Origin of the sequence: Actinomyces sp. oral taxon 175 str. F0384 (assembly GCF_000223355.1) — a bacterium.
In the GTDB taxonomy this organism is placed as follows: Bacteria; Actinomycetota; Actinomycetes; order Actinomycetales; family Actinomycetaceae; genus Actinomyces; species Actinomyces oris.
Window position 1 is genome coordinate 872809 of sequence record NZ_AFUR01000001.1, and the last position, 19344, is coordinate 892152.

At 70.3% G+C, this 19344-nt stretch carries 15 protein-coding genes and 1 pseudogene; 12 read left to right on the forward strand and 4 right to left on the reverse strand.

Going from position 1 to position 19344, the window contains the following annotated elements:
• Positions 1-74 precede the first annotated feature (74 nt).
• Together nrdR and HMPREF9058_RS03660 are read left to right on the forward strand one after the other, a co-directional pair.
• Positions 75-530 carry a transcriptional regulator NrdR gene (gene nrdR / locus HMPREF9058_RS03655; RefSeq protein ID WP_009406065.1) on the forward strand — a complete coding sequence of 152 codons (456 nt, stop codon included), beginning with the start codon at positions 75-77 and terminating at the stop codon, positions 528-530.
• A gap of 82 nt (positions 531-612) precedes the next feature.
• Positions 613-1755 carry a glycosyltransferase family 4 protein gene (locus HMPREF9058_RS03660; protein WP_009747447.1) on the forward strand — a complete coding sequence of 381 codons (1143 nt, stop codon included), beginning with the start codon at positions 613-615 and terminating at the stop codon, positions 1753-1755.
• Between the two features lie 61 nt (positions 1756-1816).
• Here the strand turns inward: HMPREF9058_RS03660 and HMPREF9058_RS03665 are convergent, their stop codons facing one another.
• A complete protein-coding gene (locus HMPREF9058_RS03665; protein WP_009406266.1) occupies positions 1817-2566 on the reverse strand; it encodes an IclR family transcriptional regulator in 750 nt (249 codons plus the stop codon).
• A gap of 202 nt (positions 2567-2768) precedes the next feature.
• Between HMPREF9058_RS03665 and leuC the strand changes: the two genes are divergently transcribed.
• From leuC to HMPREF9058_RS03700, 7 genes and pseudogenes are all read left to right on the forward strand, one after another.
• Positions 2769-4262, forward strand: a complete 1494-nt coding sequence (gene leuC, locus HMPREF9058_RS03670) for a 3-isopropylmalate dehydratase large subunit (RefSeq protein WP_009405579.1) — start codon at positions 2769-2771, stop codon at positions 4260-4262.
• Between the two features lie 81 nt (positions 4263-4343).
• Positions 4344-4997: a 3-isopropylmalate dehydratase small subunit gene (gene leuD / locus HMPREF9058_RS03675; RefSeq protein ID WP_004565201.1), complete on the forward strand. Its 654-nt coding sequence runs from the start codon at positions 4344-4346 to the stop codon at positions 4995-4997.
• Between the two features lie 246 nt (positions 4998-5243).
• On the forward strand, positions 5244-6566 hold the full coding sequence (gene murA / locus HMPREF9058_RS03680; RefSeq protein WP_009747258.1) for a UDP-N-acetylglucosamine 1-carboxyvinyltransferase: 1323 nt from the start codon (positions 5244-5246) through the stop codon (positions 6564-6566).
• Between the two features lie 123 nt (positions 6567-6689).
• A pseudogene (locus HMPREF9058_RS03685) lies at positions 6690-7456 on the forward strand (lysophospholipid acyltransferase family protein).
• Positions 7453-8508 carry an NAD(P)H-dependent glycerol-3-phosphate dehydrogenase gene (locus HMPREF9058_RS03690; RefSeq protein WP_009406191.1) on the forward strand — a complete coding sequence of 352 codons (1056 nt, stop codon included), beginning with the start codon at positions 7453-7455 and terminating at the stop codon, positions 8506-8508. Before HMPREF9058_RS03685 ends, HMPREF9058_RS03690 begins: the two are co-directional and overlap by 4 nt.
• An 85-nt stretch (positions 8509-8593) precedes the next feature.
• Entirely contained in the window at positions 8594-9760 is a 1167-nt protein-coding gene (locus HMPREF9058_RS03695; RefSeq protein ID WP_043537613.1) for a D-alanine--D-alanine ligase family protein, read from the forward strand.
• Positions 9747-10856 carry a thiamine-phosphate kinase gene (locus HMPREF9058_RS03700; protein WP_043537614.1) on the forward strand — a complete coding sequence of 370 codons (1110 nt, stop codon included), beginning with the start codon at positions 9747-9749 and terminating at the stop codon, positions 10854-10856. The genes HMPREF9058_RS03695 and HMPREF9058_RS03700 overlap by 14 nt, the downstream gene beginning before the upstream one ends.
• Positions 10857-10952: 96 nt before the next feature.
• On the opposite strand, the gene rpmB is transcribed toward HMPREF9058_RS03700, so the two are convergent.
• Positions 10953-11144, reverse strand: a complete 192-nt coding sequence (gene rpmB, locus HMPREF9058_RS03705) for a 50S ribosomal protein L28 (protein WP_003785965.1) — start codon at positions 11142-11144, stop codon at positions 10953-10955.
• 517 nt (positions 11145-11661) lie between these two features.
• Between rpmB and HMPREF9058_RS03710 the strand changes: the two genes are divergently transcribed.
• Positions 11662-13614 carry a DAK2 domain-containing protein gene (locus HMPREF9058_RS03710; RefSeq protein WP_043537615.1) on the forward strand — a complete coding sequence of 651 codons (1953 nt, stop codon included), beginning with the start codon at positions 11662-11664 and terminating at the stop codon, positions 13612-13614.
• A gap of 163 nt (positions 13615-13777) precedes the next feature.
• Positions 13778-16036, forward strand: a complete 2259-nt coding sequence (locus HMPREF9058_RS03715) for an ATP-dependent DNA helicase RecG (protein ID WP_043537769.1) — start codon at positions 13778-13780, stop codon at positions 16034-16036.
• Positions 16037-16070: 34 nt separating this feature from the next.
• Here the strand turns inward: HMPREF9058_RS03715 and rsmD are convergent, their stop codons facing one another.
• Together rsmD and HMPREF9058_RS03725 are read right to left on the reverse strand one after the other, a co-directional pair.
• Positions 16071-16631, reverse strand: a complete 561-nt coding sequence (gene rsmD / locus HMPREF9058_RS03720; RefSeq protein ID WP_009405828.1) for a 16S rRNA (guanine(966)-N(2))-methyltransferase RsmD — start codon at positions 16629-16631, stop codon at positions 16071-16073.
• Positions 16632-16681: 50 nt separating this feature from the next.
• Entirely contained in the window at positions 16682-17350 is a 669-nt protein-coding gene (locus HMPREF9058_RS03725; RefSeq protein WP_009406088.1) for a class II aldolase/adducin family protein, read from the reverse strand.
• A 208-nt stretch (positions 17351-17558) separates the two neighbouring features.
• Between HMPREF9058_RS03725 and HMPREF9058_RS03730 the strand changes: the two genes are divergently transcribed.
• Positions 17559-19334: an L-fucose isomerase gene (locus HMPREF9058_RS03730; RefSeq protein ID WP_004565190.1), complete on the forward strand. Its 1776-nt coding sequence runs from the start codon at positions 17559-17561 to the stop codon at positions 19332-19334.
• Positions 19335-19344: the final 10 nt, after the last annotated feature.

Consider the following 19344-nt stretch of genomic DNA (forward strand, 5'->3'; position numbering starts at 1 on the left):
TTGCGGGGCGGCCCGCCGGGCGTTTACTCTCCGATGGACTGACACGTAGTCCAGTGAGTTCGGAGGTTGTAGGCGTGCACTGCCCCTTCTGCCGTCATGACGGCTCGCGCGTTGTCGACTCCCGGACCGCTGAGGACGGCACCTCCATCCGTCGTCGTCGTGAGTGTCAGCAGTGCGGGCGTCGATTCACCACATTGGAGACCGCCAGCCTGTCGGTCCGCAAGCGCTCCGGCGTCGTCGAGCCCTTCCGCCGGGACAAGGTCGTGGTCGGGGTCAAGCGCGCCTGCCAGGGACGCCCCGTCTCCGACGATCAGCTCGCGCTCCTGGCGCACCAGGTTGAGGAGGCCATCCGCGCCGGAGGCCAGGCGCTCGTCGACTCCCACGACGTCGGGCTGGCGATCCTGGGCCCCCTGCGTGAGCTGGATCAGATCGCCTACCTGCGCTTCGCCTCGGTCTACTCCTCCTTCGACTCCCTGGAGGACTTCGAGAAGGCCATCGCCGAACTGCGCAGCGCCGAGGCGGCCTGCTGACGTCACCGGCCGACGAGGGCCTGCGCGGTGTGAGGGTTCCGTCAGGGACATACGCCAAGCAGGACGTGGCAGACTTGAAGCCATGCGCGTCCTCATCGTCTCCGACTGCTATTCGCCCAGGCTGGGCGGCATCGAGACTCAGGTGCGGGATCTCGCCCGCAACTTGAAGCTGGCCGGCCATGAGCCCGCCGTCGTCACCGCCACGCCAGTCGGTGACGGTCGTGGCCGCAGCGTCGAAAGGGTCGATGGTTTCCCCGTCTACCGCACCACCGCGCACCTTCCCAGCGAGCTGCCCGTTCATCCTCGAGCCGGCCGCGAGCTCGACGACCTCCTGTCCCGCCTGCGCCCCGACGTCGTTCATGCCCACGTCGGCGTCGTCTCGCCCTTCGCCTGGTCCGGCATCGCCGCCGCCCGACGAGCGCGGCTCCCGCTGGCCGTCACCTTCCACTGCGTCCTGGGACCCTGGGCGCGCGTGGCCGGAGCGCTGGGGCCCGTCAGCCCCGTGCGCCTGTGGCAGCGTGGCGGCGCCGACCTGACGGCCGTGTCCTCCATGCTCGCCGCCCAGGTCCGCCGCGCCGGTGCTGGCGACCCCGTCACCGTTCTACCCAATGGCATCACCGTCGAGGACTGGCACCTGGAGCGCCCCGGCCCCCAGGAACGACGGCCTCACCGGCCGGTCACGGTCGTGGCCTCCCTGCGGTGGGTCGAGCGCAAGCGCCCCCTGCAGGTCGTGCGCGCCTTCGCTCAGGCGATCAGGAGCACCCCCGGCACCGATGCGATCCTCAAGATCTACGGGGACGGCCCGCTGCGTGAGCGACTCACCCGGGAGGTCGCCGAGTCCGGCCTGGCCGACCGCATTGAGCTGGTGGGGCGCGTCGAGCGCACTGAGCTCGCCCAGGCCTTCACGCGCGCAGACATCTACCTGCAGACCTCGCCCGCCGAGTCCTTCGGCATCTCCACCCTGGAGGCCCGCAGTGCGGGGCTGGCCGTCGTCGCTATGCGCTCCAGCGGGGTGCGCGACTTCATCACCGACGGTGTCGATGGCCTTCTTGCCGACGATGACGCTGGTCTGGCCCGTGAGCTCGCGAGCCTCCTGGGGGACGATGAGCTCCTTGAGCGCATCAAGACCCACAACTATGAGAATGCCCCCTTGCCCGAGTGGGGCACTGTGGCGCAGATGCACGTCGATACCTACCGGCGCGCCATCGATCTTGCGGGTGCCTGAGGGCCTGAGGGGCGGTGGGTGCCGCAGTCGCCGCGAGGATGGGAATGAGGTGCGGCGTCCGTCAGACGGAACTGGTGTCGGTGAGCACCTCGGAGAGCCGACGTGCCGCGGCCATGACCACGTGTCCGTGAACCCGGCCGGGCTGACGTCCCATCCGCTCGATGGGTCCTGAGATCGAGATCGCGGCCACGACCTTGCCTCCGGGACCGCGTACCGGCGCCGAGACGGAGGCGACCCCGGGCTCGCGCTCCCCAACTGACTGAGCCCACCCCCGACGTCGGACCGCTGAGAGCATGGTGGCGGTGAAGCGGGCCCCCACCAGGCCCCGGTGCAGGCGGTCAGGCTCCTCCCAGGCGAGAAGCACCTGGGCCGCCGAGCCGCCCTGCATGGACATGGTGGCGCCCACGGGAATGGAGTCACGCAGCCCGATCGGGCGCTCGGCATTGGCCACGCAGATCCGCACGTCCCCCTGGCGGCGGTAGAGCTGCGCCGACTCGTGGGTCTTGTCGCGCAGAGCCGCCAGCACCGGCCCGGCGGCGGACAGAAGATGGTCCTCTCCTGCGGCGCTGGCCAGCTCGGTGAGCCTGGGGCCCAGAATGAAGCGTCCCTGGGAGTCACGGGTGACCAGGCGGTGGAACTCCAGGGCGACCGCGATGCGGTGAGCCGTGGGGCGGGCCAGGTGCGTGGTGGACACCAGCTGGGCCAGGGTTGCCGGCCCCGACTCCAGTGCGCTCATCACCAGGGCCGCCTTGTCGATGACGCCGACACCGCTGCTGTCGTTCTCCGGGGAGTTCTCTGAGGGGCTGTCCATAATCTGATACTGGCATTTCAAGGTATGAGATTTCAAGTTAGGGTCCGCCAGGGAAGCGGCGCAGTGTCAGCATCCTGCAGGCCAAGGCCATGGCCTCGGATGCGGCGCGGCCGCCTCGTGCGGTCTGCGCGAGTCAGTGGCGTCGTCGGGCGCTGCTGAGTGCGGGCGGATCGGGAACACTGTTGCTGAGAGGATGAAGTCGATGGGAATGACTCTCGCCGAGAAGGTCTGGCGCGATCATGTGGTGTCCAAGGGTAGCGATGGCGCCCCCGACCTGCTGTACATCGACCTTCACCTGGTCCACGAGGTCACCAGCCCCCAGGCCTTCGAGGGGCTGCGACTGGCCGGGCGCCCGGTGCGTCGTCCCGACCTGACGATCGCCACCGAGGACCACAACACCCCCACTGTGGACATCGACCTGCCGATCGCCGACGTCACCAGCCGCGCTCAGATCGAGACCCTGCGCGCCAACTGTGCCGAGTTCGGGGTACGGCTGCACTCCCTGGGAGACGCCGACCAGGGGATCGTCCACGCCGTCGGTCCGCAGCTGGGCCTGACCCAGCCCGGCATGACCGTGGTCTGCGGCGACTCCCACACCTCCACTCACGGCGCCTTCGGGGCCCTCGCCTTCGGTATCGGTACCTCCCAGGTCGAGCACGTCCTGGCCACCCAGACCCTGCCCATCGCCCCCTTCAAGACGATGAGCGTCACCATTGACGGGGACCTGCCCTCGGGCAGCGGGGCCAAGGATATCATCCTGGCCATCATCGCCAAGATCGGCACCAACGGCGCCCAGGGGCACGTCATTGAGTACCGCGGGCGGGCCATCGAGCAGCTCTCGATGGAGGCCCGGATGACGATCTGCAACATGAGCATCGAGGGTGGGGCCCGGGCCGGCATGATCGCCCCGGATCAGACCACCTTCGACTACCTCAAGGGCCGTCCTCACGCCCCCGTCGGCGAGGACTGGGACGCCGCCGTGGAGTACTGGTCCAGCCTGCGCACCGATCCCGACGCCGTCTTCGACACCGAGGTGGTGCTGCAGGCCGAGGACATCGAGCCCTTCGTCACCTGGGGAACCAATCCCGGACAGGGCCTGCCGCTGTCCGCGCGGGTCCCCGACCCCGAGGACATCGCCGACGCCACCGAGCGGCTGGCCGCCGAACGGGCCCTGGAGTACATGGACCTCGTCCCGGGAACGCCTCTGCGCGACATCAAGGTCGACACCGTCTTCATCGGCTCGTGCACCAACGGCCGTATCGAGGACCTGCGGGCCGCCGCCGAGGTGGTGCGCGGGCGCAAGAAGGCCGAGGGGCTGCGCATGCTCGTGGTGCCGGCCTCGGCCCGAGTGCGTCTGCAGGCCGAGGCCGAGGGCCTGGACCGGGTCTTCACGAGCTTCGGTGCCGAGTGGCGCAACGCCGGTTGCTCCATGTGCCTGGCCATGAACCCCGACAAGCTCTCCTCCGGGGAGCGGGCGGCCTCCACCTCCAACCGCAACTTCGAGGGGCGTCAAGGAAAGGGTGGACGAACCCACCTCGTCTCGCCCGTCGTCGCCGCGGCCACCGCCGTGCGCGGGGCGCTGTCGGCCCCGGGAGACCTGCCGCCGCGTCCCGAGGCCACGCAGGACTCGGGCGATATCCCGACGGTCCCGGCGATTGCGCCGGTCTCCGCCGCGCCTGAGGCAACCGTCCAGTAGGGGCCGGCGCGCAGGAGATGAAGGCATACAGGCGAGGACAGGCCCGGTAGGGGCCGAGTAGAGGCAAGGAGCTCAACGACCGTGGACAAGTTCATCCGACACACCGGCATCGGCGCCCCGTTGCGGCGCAGCGCCGTCGACACCGACCAGATCATCCCGGCGGTGTATCTCAAGCGCATCACCCGCACGGGCTTCGACGACGCCCTGTTCGCCTCCTGGCGGGCCGGTGAGCCCGACTTCATCCTCAACCAGGAGGCCTACAAGCGGGCATCGGTGCTCGTCGCCGGTCCCGACTTCGGCACGGGCTCCTCGCGGGAGCATGCCGTGTGGGCGCTCAAGGACTACGGCTTCAAGGTCGTCCTGGCCCCCCGCTTCGCCGACATCTTCCGCGGCAACGCCGGCAAGCAGGGGCTGGTGGCCGGCGTGGTCTCCCAGGAGGACTGCGAGCAGCTGTGGAAGATCCTCGAGACTGAGCCGGGCACCGAGGTGACGGTGGACCTTGAGAACCGCACGGTCGAGGCCGGTTCCTTCCGGTGTGCCTTCTCCATCGATGACTACGTCCGCTGGATTCTCATGGAGGGGCTCGACGACATCTCCCTGACCCTCACCCAGGAGGACGCCATCCGTGCCTACGAGGAGGCCCGCCCGGCCTTCAAGCCGCGCACCCTGCCGGCCAAGCACCTGCCGGCCCAGGAGGTCGTCTCGGCGCGGGCCGCGGATATGCCCCGGCCCTGAGTGGGACCGGGAGAGCCGGCAACGGGAGCACGGACAAGCTCGTCCTGCCAGTTTCATCGGTATTGGCACGGCGTTGGGTGGGATTAATCGGCACTTTCTGTGAGTCGAAGGCCACCTGATACGGCCCTGAAAAAGGTCCTGGGAGCCCCTTCGGTGCGCTTATGCTGGGACGGCCTCGCGCGCCTGCGCGGGGATGGGTGAGCGGCTCACGCGCGCGGCACGCCCAGATGACGCATGGAGGTGTGCATGGTCGACGGTCTGCTCCAGGTCGAGGGTGGTCGCCCGCTGACTGGTGAGATCACCGTCCGCGGAGCCAAGAACCTGGTTCCCAAGGCGATGGTGGCGGCGCTGCTGGGGTCGACTCCCTCAGTGCTGCGCAACGTCCCGCTCATTCGTGACGTCGACGTGGTCTCGGGGCTGCTGAGCCTGCACGGAGTGAGCATCGACTACGACCAGCGCGAAGGCATCCTCCAGCTGGACCCGTCCAAGGTCGAGTCGGCCCACATGGCCGACATTGACGCGCACGCCGGCTCCTCGCGCATCCCGATCCTCTTCTGTGGTCCGCTCCTGCACCGCCTGGGGGAGGCCTTCATCCCCGATCTGGGCGGGTGCCGTATCGGTGACCGCCCCATCGACTTCCACCTGGAGATCCTGCGCCAGTTCGGCGCCGCGGTCGACAAGCAGGCCCAGGGCATCCGGCTCACCGCGCCACACGGTCTCAAGGGCACCGTCATCGAGCTTCCCTACCCCTCGGTCGGAGCCACCGAGCAGACCCTGCTCACCGCTGTGCGCGCGCACGGACTGACCGAGCTGCGCAATGCCGCCGTCGAGCCCGAGATCATGGACCTGGTCGACGTCCTGCAGAAGATGGGCGCCATCATCTCGGTGGACACCGACCGCACCATCCACGTCGAGGGCGTCGACGAGCTGTGCGGCTACACCCACTCGGCCCTGCCGGACCGCATCGAGGCCGCCTCCTGGGCCTCGGCCGCCCTGGCCACTCGCGGGGACGTGTTCGTGCGTGGAGCCCACCAGAGCCACATGACCACCTTCCTCAACACCTTCCGCAAGGTGGGGGGCGCCTTCGACGTCACCGATGAGGGCATCCGCTTCTACCACCCCGGCGGTGACCTGAAGTCGATCGTGGTGGAGACCAACGTCCACCCCGGCTTCATGACCGACTGGCAGCAGCCCCTCGTCGTTGCGCTTACCCAGGCCCAGGGCCTGTCCATCGTCCACGAGACCGTCTACGAGAACCGCTTCGGCTTCACCGGCGCCCTGTGCAAGATGGGGGCCACCATCCAGGTCTACCGCGAGTGCCTGGGCGGTACCGAGTGCCGCTTCGGCCAGCGCAACTTCTACCACTCCGCGGTCATCTCCGGGCCCACGCCGCTGACCGGTGCCGACATCGTCGTGCCCGACCTGCGCGGTGGCTTCTCCCACCTCATCGCGGCCCTGACCGCCGAGGGCACCAGCCGGGTCGAGGGCGTCAACCTCATCGATCGCGGCTACGAGCACTTCATGTCCAAGCTGGAGTCCCTCAACGCCGCCGTCACCCGCCTGGCCTGAGGCGGGCCGGTCCCTGCCCGAGGATTCGCGAGGCCAGGGCCGTGCGGGCCGCGGGCTCGGCTCGGACGGCCGTGTTCACCGCGCTGAAGCCGATAGAGTTCACCCGTGCCTGCAACACGTCCCATGACCCCGTTCTACCGCTTCGCCGCGCGCGGGGCGATCATCCCGTTCCTCAAGATGGTCTCCCGGCAGTCGGTGAGCGGTCTGGAGAACATCCCCCGCGAGGGCGGCTTCATCGCCGTGGCGAACCACCTGACCGACCTCGACTCGCTCACGGCCATGCGAGCCCTGGTCGATGCTGATGTCCCCGTCTACTCGCTGGCCAAGTCCACCCTGTTCAAGGTGCCGGTGCTCGGCTCCATCCTGCGGGCCGGCGGCCAGATCCCGGTTCAGCGGGGCACCCAGAACGCGGCCACGGCCCTCAAGGCCGCCAGTGAGGTCCTGGCCGACGGCGGCGCCATCATGATCTTCCCCGAGGGCACGCTCTCCCGAGACCCCCTCAAGTGGCCGATGGTGGCCAAGACCGGGGCGGCCCGGCTGGCCATGACCAGTGGCGCCCCCGTCCTGCCCATGGGGCAGTGGGGGGCCCACGAGATCCTGGACACCTACGGGCGTTCCTTCCACCCCTTCCCCCGTAAGGACGTGCGCGTCACCATCGGTGAGCTCATGGACCTGTCCCGCTTCGGGCAGGACACCCAGGACCGCGAGGCCGTGCGCGCCTGCACCGCCGAGATCATGCGGGCCATCACTGCCCTGGTTGAGGAGCTTCGCGGGGAGAAGGCCCCCGCCCCTTCGACATGCACTACGACGGCGACCCCGGCAAGGGGAAGATCGGTGTGCGCCGCCCCGACCCGCTGCCCGAGGCGGATACTCAGGAGGAGGACCAGTGAGCGGCGTCGATCCCGCAACGAGTGCGCCGCTGCGCCCGGCCGCGGCCGTCATCGGCTCAGGAGCCTGGGGCACCACCTTCGCCGGCCTCCTGGCCCAGGCCGGCACTCCCACGACGATCTGGGCCCGGCGCCGGGAGGTGGCCGAGGAGATCAACGCCGGCACCAACGAGCGCTACGTCCCCGGTCACCGCCTGCCGCAGGGCCTGAAGGCGACCACCGATCTGGCCCAGGCCGTCACGGGGGCGAGCGTCGTCGTCGTGGCCGTGCCCTCCCAGGAGGCCCGGGGGGTCCTGGAGCCCCTCAGGGGCGCTCTGGCCGACGACGCCGTGGCCGTCTCCCTCATGAAGGGCATCGAGCTGGGTACCGGGCTGCGCATGAGCGAGGTCCTGGCCGAGGCCCTGGGTATCGACTCCTCCCGCGTCGTGGTCGTCTCCGGCCCCAACCTCGCCGACGAGATCGCTGCGGGCCAGCCCACCGCCACCGTCGTGGCCGCCGACGACGAGCAGGTCGCCGCCCGGATCGCCTCACTGTGCGCCACCGGCACCTTCCGTCCCTACACCAACACCGACGTCCTGGGCGTCGAGCTGTGCGGGGCGGTCAAGAACGTCATCGCCCTGGCCGTCGGCGCGGCCGCGGGCCGGGGCCTGGGGGACAACTCCAAGGCCACGATCATTACCCGGGGCCTGGTGGAGATCACCCGGCTGGGCCTCAAGCTCGGGGCTCGCCCGGAGACCTTCTCCGGGCTGGCCGGCATGGGGGATCTGGTGGCCACCTGCTCCTCGCCCTTGAGCCGCAACCAGACCTTCGGCCGCCACCTCGGCGAGGGGATGAGCGTGGCCGAGGCCGCTGCGGCCTCCCGGGGCGTGGCCGAGGGCGCCAAGTCGGCCCGTGCCGTCCTGGACCTGGCCCGGGCCCACGGCGTGGACATGCCCATCACCGCCGGGGTCGTCACCGTCGTCGAGGGCGCCGCCAGCGTTGCGCAGGTCACTGACGCGCTGTTGGCTCGTCCCCGCAAGTCCGAGGGCGTGCACGCGGCACCGTCGCAGGCCTAGCCTCCCAGGGGTGTGGAGGCCTGCTTTATCCCGGGTTCGTTGTGCATTATCAGCATGTCGGGCGCAGCGCGGTAGCGTGGGACCTATGACAGCCCTCCAGGAAACCGGCCCCTCCGTGCCCAGTTCTGACAAGTCCACCCTGCGTGTTGCCGTCGTCTTCGGCGGACGCAGCGGTGAGCACACGATCTCCTGCGCCACCGCCGCCGGTGTCCTGTCAGCCATCGACCGCGACCGCTACGAGGTCCTTCCGGTGGGCATCACCCCCGAGGGCCAGTGGCTGCTCGTCGAGGATGATCCGGCCGCCCTCGAGCTCAGCGATAACCGCCCCCCGGTGACCATTACCGCCGAGGGCCTGGGACGCGGGAGGCTCACCGCACCCCTGGGAGGCGGCGAGCTCACGGTGCTCGGCCCCACGGGGCCTGAGATCCTGGGGCGGGTCGACGTCGTCCTGCCGCTGCTGCACGGGCCCTACGGCGAGGACGGGACCATCCAGGGCATGCTGGAGATGATGGGCATTCCCTACGTCGGCTGCGGGGTGCTGGCCAGTGCCGCGGGCATGGACAAGCAGGTCACCAAGGTGCTCCTGGGGGCCGCGGGCATCGCCACGGCGCCGCACGTCGTCGTCGGCCCCCATGCCTGGAAGCGCGACCCCGAGGCGATCCTGGAGGCCTGCCGGTCCCTGACCTACCCCCTGTTCGTCAAGCCCGCCCGCGCCGGCTCCTCCCTGGGCATCAGCAAGGTCGACCGCCCCGAGGACCTGGCCGGGGCCATCGAGGCGGCCCGCGCGGTCGACCCCAAGGTCCTCGTGGAGAGCGGCATCGTGGGACGCGAGGTCGAGGTCGCCGTCCTTCAGGGCCGCGGCGACGACGCCCCCCGGGTGGCTGAGCCCGGCGAGATCGCCATGGACGCCTCCCAGGGCGCAGGCGAGTTCTACGACTACGAGACCAAGTACCTTGCGCACGACGCCGTGGCCATGGTGTGCCCGGCGCGCATCGGCCCCGAGGCGCGCGATCTCCTCATGGACACCGCCGCCCGGGCCTTCGAGGCGCTCGGCTGCGAGGGACTGGCCCGGGTCGACTTCTTCCTCACTGATGCCGGTGAGGCAGTCGTCAACGAGATCAACACGATGCCCGGATTCACCCCCTTCTCCATGTACCCCTACATGTGGCAGGTCTCCGGCCTGGGCTATACCGAGCTGGTCTCCGAGCTCATCGAGCTGGCCGTGGCCCGCTCCACCGATGTCAACCGCTGAGCCGGCCCCGGCCGGAGCAGTGGCTGCGGGGCAGGGCGCACGGGTCGGTGACTTCAGCGAGGAGGAGCTCCTCGCCGTCATCACCCCCCTCCTGCCCCGCGGCCCGCAGACCCCCGTCGGCACGGGGGACGACTGCGCGGTCCTGTCCTTCCCCGACTCGCGAACGGCCGTGAGCACCGACGTCCTGGTCGAAGGGCGCCACTTCCGCACCGACTGGTCCACGGGCCGCGATGTCGGGGCCAGGGCCGCGGCCCAGAACCTGGCCGACGCCGCCGCCATGGGGGCCAGGCCTGTCGCGCTCGTCGTCGGCCTGGTCATGCCTGCGTCCACCCCGGTCGGCTGGGTACGGGACTTCGCCCGAGGACTGGCCCAGGGCTGTGAGCCCTGCGGGGCGGGCGTCGTGGGCGGTGACCTCAGTGGCGGTGACTCGCTGATCGTGTCTGTCACGGTCCTGGGCGACCTCGAGGGCAGAGCCCCGGTTCTGCGAAGCGGAGCCCGGCCCGGCGACGCCGTGGTGCACGTCGGAACCCTGGGGCGTAGCGCGGCGGGACTCGCCCTGCTCAGTGCGGGCTCTGACTGCGCATTAGGTTCGGGAGCCGTGGTTCATTCAGGTCAGGAGCACCCGCAGGCTTGGGCCTGCATCGAGGCCTTCCGCGCCCCCGCCCCGCCCCTGGCTGCGGGCCGCGACCTGGCACTGGCCGGCGCCACCTCCATGCTGGACGTCTCCGACGGGCTGCTGCGGGATGCCGGTCGGATCGCCCGTGCCAGCGGCGTCGTCATCGACCTCGACGATCCTGGCGACCTGCCGGACGCGTCCTTCCTCGAGCCGGTGGCTGCGCTCGTGAGCGGCTGTGACGGATCGGCCACTCACGCCCTGGCCCGCAGCTGGCTGCTCACCGGGGGAGAGGACCACGGACTGCTTGCCACCGTCCCGGCACACGCCCTTGATCGCCTGCCCGCCGGCGCCCGGGTGATCGGCCGGGTCCTGAGCCCGCAGTCCTCATCGGCCCGCGCGCTGGGGTACCGACCGGGTGTCCTGCTGGCAGGAGAACCCGCGCAGGAGCACAGTGGATGGGACCACTTCTCTCACGCCTGACGGGGCGTCACCCGTTGAAGGACATGGGGCACGACAAAGGCCGCCGACTGCTTGCGCAGCGGCGGCCTCGTGCTCGAAGGACTCGAGATGATGCGCTCAGATGTTGCGCGTCACCTTCCCGGCCTTGAGGCAGGACGTGCACACGTTGAGGCGCTTGGGGGCGCCATTGACGAGAGCACGCACACGCTGGATGTTGGGGTTCCACCGGCGGTTGGTCCGCACGTGGGAGTGCGAGACGCTCTTGCCGAAGATGGGGCCCTTGCCGCAAACGTCGCACACAGCAGCCACGGTCTCACTCCTGATCTTCAATGCTTCAACGCTCAGGCTGATGCCTGGCGCCAGGTCTTACCGCCCAGGCGCGGGCGCCGGGCAACCCGAACACAATAGCGGACCCGTGTGCGGCGCCCCAAGCCGCCTTAGCGTGCGTTCGGGCACATGCTGCTCTGTATGGAACCCGAGGAGTAAGGGTAGAGTGAGTCGATAGTGTGCTGCATCTCACTGATCGAAGAACGTGTGTCTCAGGTGGGTGTGGTGGTAGCGGCCTGACCAGCGTGCCGGTGGCCTGAGTGCCCTTTCGGCTCTGCGTCGCCCAGAGCACGGTCCTTGTCCGTGCGCCTCGCTCCGGTGGGAGGAATGTGTCTGGGACGGTACTCTAAAACCACATATCAAACCAAAGGCTCGGCCCAGCCATGAACCAGGCTCGCTGAACGCCTGCACATATGCAGATCATGCAATGGAACAGAAGGTGTTCACAGCGTGACACACATGGTGTGCTGGTCGTAGCCGGGACCCAGGGGAGGCGAAGATGGCGCAGTCTCAAGGACATCGCCCCGTTACCCCTGTCTCAGGGGCCCATGTGCTGCAGGGGGCCGCAGTGCGGCGCTGGATCGCGCTGGCGGAGATCGTTGCCGATCAGACCCGGGACCTCGTCGATGTCCTCAATGTCTTCCCCGTGCCGGACGCGGATACCGGAACCAACGTCCTGCTCACCCTGCGCTCGGCCTCCGACGCCCTCCACCGACTGGGCCGGGCCGCTGATGCCGCCCAGGTGGCCCGCGCTGCAGCCGACGGCGCCGTCCGGGGAGCCCGAGGGAACTCGGGTCTTCTGATCTCCCAGGCCCTGGCCGCCTTCGCAGACGTCTGCGCCGAGGCCCCCGACCCCACCGGCCTGCGTCCCGTCGAGCTTGTCCACGTCTACGAGGCCATGGCGGACACCACCTGGGCCGCGGTCTCACGCCCGGTCTCGGGGACCCTGCTGTCAGTCGCCCGGGACGCGGCCACGGCGGCCCGCTCCGCCCTGGAGGAGGCGACGGCGAGCTCGCCCGCCACCCTGAGCCTCATCGCCTCCGCCGCCGCCTTCGGCGCCCAGGAGTCCGTTGTGGAGACCTCCGGCCTCGGACACGGTCCGGTGGATGCCGGGGGAGCGGCCTTCATGCTGCTGCTGACCTGCCTGTCGGACACCATCGACGCGATGCAGGACGCCGGCCGCGGGACGACTGAGGCCCCAGAGCTGCGCCAGGGCCACGAGGACGCCGACGAGCACGCCCCCTACACCGCCGTCGCCCGTCAGATGCTCACCGACCTGGCCGCCGGCGGGGTTCCGCACAGCGTCGGTCCCGAGCCCCTGGGCATGTCCACCGGCGAGTTCGAGGTGATGTACCTGCTGGAGGCGACCGCGGTCCAGGCCGGTCAGCTGCGTCGGGACCTGGAGCGCATCGGCGACTCCGTGGGCGTCGTCGGCACCCCGGACGCCCTGGGGGTGGGCCTCTACCAGGTCCACGTCCACACCGACACCCCGCGTGCCGCACTGCCGCATGCGGGCCGCGCCCGGCAGATCTGCATCCACCACCTCCACCCCACAGCCCTGGTAAGCCCCACGGACGAGCCGCCCTCCCCGTGGGAGGCGTTCGACTCCGACCCCACGGGGCACGTGGTCTCCTTCGAGCGCCTGGCCGCGCGCCGGGCCGAGCGCAAGGCGCAGTCGGTGCGCATGCACCCCTCCCAGGCGGCCGCCCCCCGTCCCGCACCGGCGCAGGCCCCGCATCTGGCCGTGCGCTCACGGCAGTCCGGCGTCGGCGTCATCGCCTGTACCCGGGCTCCCGGGCTCATCGAGCAGCTCGCCCGCTCCGACGCCGCCGTCGTCCTCAACCCGGATCGGGAGGGGATCGCCCGCGCCGCCGCGGACCTGGGGTCCTCCCAGGTCATCGTGCTGCCCTGTGACGCCGCCTGCACCGAGGCGGCCCACGATGCCGCCCGCTTCCTGGCGGCCCGCTCCGCCGTCTCCACCGTCCGCCCTCCGGTGGGTACCACCCGCAAGACGGGCGCCGCTCGAGAGACCGCCCGCGCCGGGGTGGCCTCGGAGCGCTATGAGGCCGAGGGCATTCAGCTTCTCGTGTGCGACACCGACGACGAGGCCCGGGTCCTGGCCGCCGCGGTGGCCCTTGCCGGCAGGGGCGAGGAGGCAGAGCTGGCCGAGCTGGCCCGCCGCGCCTGGAGCGCCGCCGCGGGGTTGCGCACCATCGCCCTCAACGGAGCCCAGGCCGACGGTGAGGCCGTGGCTCGCGCCGTGGCCTCGGCGCTGCGGCCCTCCGATGAGCTGCTCACCGTCATCACCGGTCGCAATGCCGGCCGGGACGTCGGTGCCCTGGCCGCCAGCGCGGCGGTGGGGGCCCGGGGGCACGTGGTCGGCGAGGATGTGGAGGTCGCTGTCCATGCCGGTGGCCAGGAGCACCCCGACGTCCTCATCGCCATTGAGTAGCCCTCTCTGCGCGCTGCCAGTCTCGAGGCGCCCGCATATGCGAGCGCCTCGGGTCATGAAGGGCTCCCAGGCTCCTTCGTCATAGGGTGGGGCCGTGTCCGGCTCGTCTGATCGCTCAACCCGCACGCCCCGTCCCGGCAGCGTCGGCCTGCTCGAGCGTCCCGTGACCCGGCTCGTGGGCAAGCGCACGGCCGCACAGCTCGCCAAGCAGGGGGTGGAGACCGGGGCGGACCTGCTGCGCCTGCTGCCCCGGCGCTACGACACCTGGGGGGAGCTGACCGACATGCGCACCCTCGTCGAGGGCGAGCAAGCCACCATCCAGGCCCAGGTCGTGCGCGCCTCCTCCCGGCGCACCCGCTCCGGACGGGTCCCGGCTCTTATGGAGGCCACCGTCACCGACGGCGCCTCCACCATGGACCTCGTCCAGTTCGGTGCGGCCGGCCAGATGCGCGCCCGAGCCGCCCAGCTGGCCCCCGGAACCACCGTCCTGCTCAGCGGCAAGGTGGGACTCCACCGTGGACGCAAGCAGCTGTCCAACCCGCGCCTGTACGTCCTCGACGAGCTCGATGAGGACGAGCGCGAGGCCCTGCTGGCCCGACCCATGCCCATCTACCCCGGCACGGAGGCCCTCCCGTCCTGGCTGGTGGCCAAGGCGGTGCGCAGCGTCCTGGACCAGCTGGAGCCGGGCGACGTCGCCGACCCCCTCCCCGAGGAGCTGCGGCGCGAGGCGGAGCTGGTCGACGCCTACACCGCCTACCGCTGGGTGCACCGGCCCGAGGACTCCGGGCAGTGGAAGGTCGCCCGGAAACGGCTGCGCCACGAGGAGGCCCTCATCCTGCAGGTCGCCCTGGCCCAGCGTCGAGCCCATCATGAGGCGACACGCACCGCGGTCGCCTGGCCCGTACCGGAGGCGGAGGGCTCCCTGAGAGCGGACCTCGACGCCCGCCTGCCCTACGACCTGACCGCCGGGCAGAAGCGGGTCGGTGAGGAGATCTCCGCCGACCTGGCCCGCACCGTTCCCATGCAGCGTCTTCTTCAGGGCGACGTGGGAAGTGGTAAGACCCTCGTGGCCCTGCGCGCCATGCTCCAGGTGGTCGGAGGCGGCGGGCAGACCGCCCTCCTGGCCCCCACCGAGGTCCTCGCCGCTCAGCACCACTCCTCACTGGAGGCGGTCCTGGGGCCCATGGCCCGCCTCGGGATGCTTGGCGGCGCCGAGCGCGCCACCCGCGTCCACCTGCTGACCGGCTCCACCCCCGCCGCTCAGCGCCGTCGGATCCTCACTGAGCTGGCCGCCGGTGAGCCGGCGATCGTCGTGGGTACCCACGCCCTGCTGTCCGACACGGTGCAGATCCCCTTTCTCGGCCTGGTCGTCGTCGATGAGCAGCACCGTTTCGGCGTCGCCCAGCGTGACGCCCTGCGCGAGCGCGGCGGTCTGACCGACCCGGCCACTGGACAGACCCACACGCCCCACCTCCTGGTCATGACCGCCACCCCGATCCCGCGCACCATCGCCATGACGGTCTTCGGAGACCTGGCCACCTCCGTCCTGGACGAGCTGCCCGCCGGGCGCAGCGCCGTACCCACCCACCTCGTCCCGTGGTCGCGCACCTCCTGGGTGGAGGGCATCTGGCGGCGTGCCGCCAAGGAGGTCGCCTCCGGGGGACGGGTCTACGTCGTGTGCCCACGGATCGAGGTCGACGACGAGCCCCGGCAGACGCCGATGGACGGTGCGGCGGCTGTTGGGACCGACGACGGGCCGAAGCAGGAGGCGCTCGCGGAGGAGGGGGACGGCTCGCATCCCGACCGCCCGCTGGCCGCCGTCGAGGACTGGAGGCAGCGACTGGCCGGCGAGCCCGCTCTGGGGGGCATCGGCGTCGGGGTCCTCACTGGACGCATGAGTGGTGAGGACAAGGCGGCCGCCATGGCCGACTTCGCCTCGGGCAACACCCCGGTCCTGGTGTCCACCACCGTCATCGAGGTGGGGGTGGACGTACCCGAGGCCTCGATGATGGTCATCCTGGACGCCGAGCGCTTCGGACTGTCCCAGCTCCACCAGCTGCGCGGGCGGGTCGGGCGTGGCAGCAGGCCGTCCCTGTGCGTGGCGGTCACCGGTGCGGAGGTCGGCTCCATCGCCTTCCACCGGCTCAAGGCCTTCGCCTCCACCACGGACGGATTCGCGCTGGCCGAGGCCGACCTCGAGCTGCGCAGCGAGGGTGACGTCCTGGGGGCCTCGCAGTCGGGGCGCACCTCCGGGCTGGACCTGCTGCGCGTGACCCGCGATGCCCGCCTCATCGCCACCGCGAGGCGTCAGGCCGAGCGGATCGTGGCCGCCGATCCTCAGCTGAGCGACCACCGGGCCCTGGCCGCAGCGATCGTCGAGCGCCTCGATGAGGAGTCCCAGGCCTTCCTCGAAAGAGCCTGAGGCACCAGGGTGAGGGCCGAGGAGCGTCCCCGGCTCAGGCCGGCTCGGCGAACCAGACCGTGGTCTCGCCGTACCGCTTGTCTGCGAAGCGCTCCAGCCCCGCCGGCCAGGTGGGTTCCGGTGAGCGCGTCGAACGCTCGACGACGACGACGGCGCGCGGCGCCAGCCACGGATCCTCGTTGCGGATCAGGGCAGTGAGGATCGCGGTGAGCTCCTCCTCGCTCAGCTCGTAGGGAGGATCGATCAGCACCAGGTCCGCCGGAGCGCCCGCCGGGCCTGCCAGGAAGGCGGCCGCCTTCGCGGTCACCGCCGATACCCCACTCAGGCCCAGTGAGTGGATGTTGTGTTGGCAGGTCTGCGACGCACCGCGCGAGGAGTCCACGAGCGTGACCTCGTCGGCTCCCCGGCTCGCAGCCTCCAGGCCCAGGGCGCCGGAACCTGCGCACAGATCCAGCACCCGGGCGCCGTCGAGCACCCCGTAGTGGTCCAGGCGGGCGAAAAGAGCCTCGCGGACGCGCTCGGAGGTGGGGCGCGTCCCGGACCGGGGCACCTCGATCCTGCGTCCGCCCACGGTTCCGGCCACGATCCTCGTCATGGGGAAGATCCTACCCGGCCCGCAGACTGTGTCCCCTGTGGCCGCGGCGCTCAGCCCTCCTCGGCCGGGGCGTGCTGACCGTAGCCGGTGTCACGGATCTTGCACGCGACCGCCTCGATCTGCTCGTCGGTGAGGATCTTGGGGGTGCCGACGGCGAGCGTGCGCAGATAGAGCTCGCAGACCCACTCCAGCTCCTGGGCCAGGACGTAGGTGGAGGCCAGGTCCGGGCCGGTCACCACGGATCCGTGGTTGCTCATGAGAGCCGCGGTGCGTCCCTTGAGGGCCTTGGCGACATTGGCAGCCAGCTCGGAGGAGCCGTAGATGGCGTAGTCGGCCACCCGCACGTCGCTGCCGCCGAACATGCAGATGTAGTAGTGCACGGCCGGGAGCGCGCTCACGCCCTCGAGGCTGGCCACGGTGGTGGCCGCATAGGAGTGGGTGTGCACGACCGACATCTGTCCGGTCGCCCGCAGTGCGGTCAGGTGCAGGTCCAGCTCGCTGGCGGGCTTGAGCGGCCCCTCGACCTGCTTGCCGGTGGCGTACTCGACCACGGCGACCAGGTCGGGGCGCATCTCCTGGTAGGGCAGCCCCGAGGGGGTGATGGCGACCAGGTCCCCCTCCCGAACGGACAAGTTGCCGGCGGTGCCGACGACCAGGCCGTCGTCGGACAAGTGGGAGCAGGCATCGGCGATCTGCTGTCGAGCGTCGTTGAGAAGCATGATGGGCTCTTTCCCCGGGGCGTACCGCTGCGCGCCCCGTTGCGTCAGAAGTGGTACCGAGGCATCGTCTCATGTTGGCGCTCTCATGTCTACGATTTCGCGTTTCTGCTTTCATGCTTGACATGACCGTTCGGTCAGGGGCATCCTATGTTTGCGCTCACATCGATGTGGGTCCTGGTCATCGTCGCCCAGTGAAAGGAAACTTGCCATGTCCGCTGCGTCCTACCCCGCCATCGGAATCCGTCCCCTCATTGACGGACGTCGTCGTGGCGTGAGGGAGTCCCTCGAGGACAAGACCGCTCAGCTGGCCAAGGATGTCGCCGAGCTCATCTCCTCGCGCCTGACCTACCCCGACGGCAGCCCAGTGCGCTGCGTCGTCTCCGAGACCGCGATCGGGGGCGTGGCCGAGGCCAACCGCTGCAAGGAGCAGTTCCGCACCGAGAACGTGTGTGCCGACCTGACCGTCACCGCCTCCTGGAACTACATCACCGAGGTCCTCGACCTCGACCCCTCCATCCCGCACGCCATCTGGGGCTTCAACGGCACTGAGCGCCCCGGGGCCGTGACCCTGGCCGCCGCGGCCGCCGCCTACAACATGCTGGGCATCCCCTGTTTCGGCATCTACGGCCACGACGTGCAGGACGCCGACGACTCGGGCCTGACCGACGACGTCGTCGAGAACATCCTGCGCTACGTGCGCGCCGCCCTGGGGGTCGGCCTCATGAAGGGGCGCAGCTACCTCTCGATCGGGACCGTCTCCATGGGGATCGCCGGCTGCCGCGTCCCCGAGCAGTTCTTCGTCGACTACCTGGGCATGCGCGCCGAGTACATCGACATGATCGAGATCGACCGCCGTATCGCGCACGGCATCTACGACCACCAGGAGTACGAGACCGCCCTGGCCTGGGCCCGGGAGCACCTCACCATCGGGGAGAACCGCAACCCGGAGGCCAACCGCTTCACCCAGGAGGAGTACGACGAGCAGTTCGACTACTGCATCAAGATGCTCCTCATCGGACGCGACCTCATGGAGGGCAACCCCGCCCTGGCCGAGCTGGGCTTCGTCGAAGAGGCCGAGGGCCACGACGCCATCGCGGCGGGCTTCCAGGGGCAGCGTCAGTGGACGGACTACAAGCCCAACGGCGACATCCTCGAGACCTTCCTCAACACCACCTTCGACTGGAACGGCAAGCGGCCCGAGAAGGTCTTCGCCACGGAGGGCGACGCCGGCAACGCCGTGGCCATGCTCTTCAACTCCGTCCTGACCCACCGTCCCCAGCTCTTCAGTGACGTGCGCACCTACTGGAGCCCCGAGGCCGTTGAGCGGGTCACCGGTTACAAGCTCGAGGGGCGCGCCGAGAACGGCTTCATCGACCTGCGCAACTCCGGGGCCACCACCCTCAACGCCACCGGTGAGGAGAAGGACGCCGAGGGCAACCCCATCATCAAGCACTGGTGGGAGATCACCGAGGCGGACATCGAGGCGGATCTGAAGGCCTCCACCTTCCATGCCGCCACCCGCGAGTACTTCCCGGGAGGTGGCTTCTCCACGCACTTCACCACCGCCGGCGGCATGCCCGTCACCGCGACCCGCCTGAACTTCGTGGCCGGCCAGGGGCCGGTCCTCCAGATCTCCGAGGGCTGGACCGTGGAGCTGCCCGACGACGTGCGCGACCAGATCGTCAACCGCACCGACCCGACCTGGCCGACGACCTTCTTCGTCCCGCGCCTGACCGGCCAGGGCGCCTTCACCTCCGTCTACGACTGGATGGCCAACTGGGGCGCCAACCACACGGCCACCGGCTACGGACACTTCGGCGCCGACCTCATCACCCTGGCCTCGATGCTGCGCATCCCCGTCTACATGCACAACGTCGAGCGCGAGAGGATCCTGCGCCCCAAGGCCTGGGTGCCCTTCGGTACCGCCGAGCCCGAGAGCGCCGACTTCCGGGCCTGCGCCACCTTCGGTCCTCTCTACCGCTGACGGAGTGCCG

What these genes read in the sequence shown, in the direction of transcription:
- HMPREF9058_RS03660 (WP_009747447.1), top strand. Translation starts at nt 613, where the DNA reads ATGCGCGTCCTCATCGTCTCCGACTGCTATTCGCCCAGGCTGGGCGGC.
- HMPREF9058_RS03665 (WP_009406266.1), bottom strand. Translation starts at nt 2,566, where the DNA reads ATGGACAGCCCCTCAGAGAACTCCCCGGAGAACGACAGCAGCGGTGTC.
- leuC (WP_009405579.1), top strand. Translation starts at nt 2,769, where the DNA reads ATGGGAATGACTCTCGCCGAGAAGGTCTGGCGCGATCATGTGGTGTCC.
- murA (WP_009747258.1), top strand. Translation starts at nt 5,244, where the DNA reads ATGGTCGACGGTCTGCTCCAGGTCGAGGGTGGTCGCCCGCTGACTGGT.
- HMPREF9058_RS03695 (WP_043537613.1), top strand. Translation starts at nt 8,594, where the DNA reads ATGACAGCCCTCCAGGAAACCGGCCCCTCCGTGCCCAGTTCTGACAAG.
- HMPREF9058_RS03700 (WP_043537614.1), top strand. Translation starts at nt 9,747, where the DNA reads ATGTCAACCGCTGAGCCGGCCCCGGCCGGAGCAGTGGCTGCGGGGCAG.
- HMPREF9058_RS03710 (WP_043537615.1), top strand. Translation starts at nt 11,662, where the DNA reads ATGGCGCAGTCTCAAGGACATCGCCCCGTTACCCCTGTCTCAGGGGCC.
- rsmD (WP_009405828.1), bottom strand. Translation starts at nt 16,631, where the DNA reads ATGACGAGGATCGTGGCCGGAACCGTGGGCGGACGCAGGATCGAGGTG.
- HMPREF9058_RS03725 (WP_009406088.1), bottom strand. Translation starts at nt 17,350, where the DNA reads ATGCTTCTCAACGACGCTCGACAGCAGATCGCCGATGCCTGCTCCCAC.
- HMPREF9058_RS03730 (WP_004565190.1), top strand. Translation starts at nt 17,559, where the DNA reads ATGTCCGCTGCGTCCTACCCCGCCATCGGAATCCGTCCCCTCATTGAC.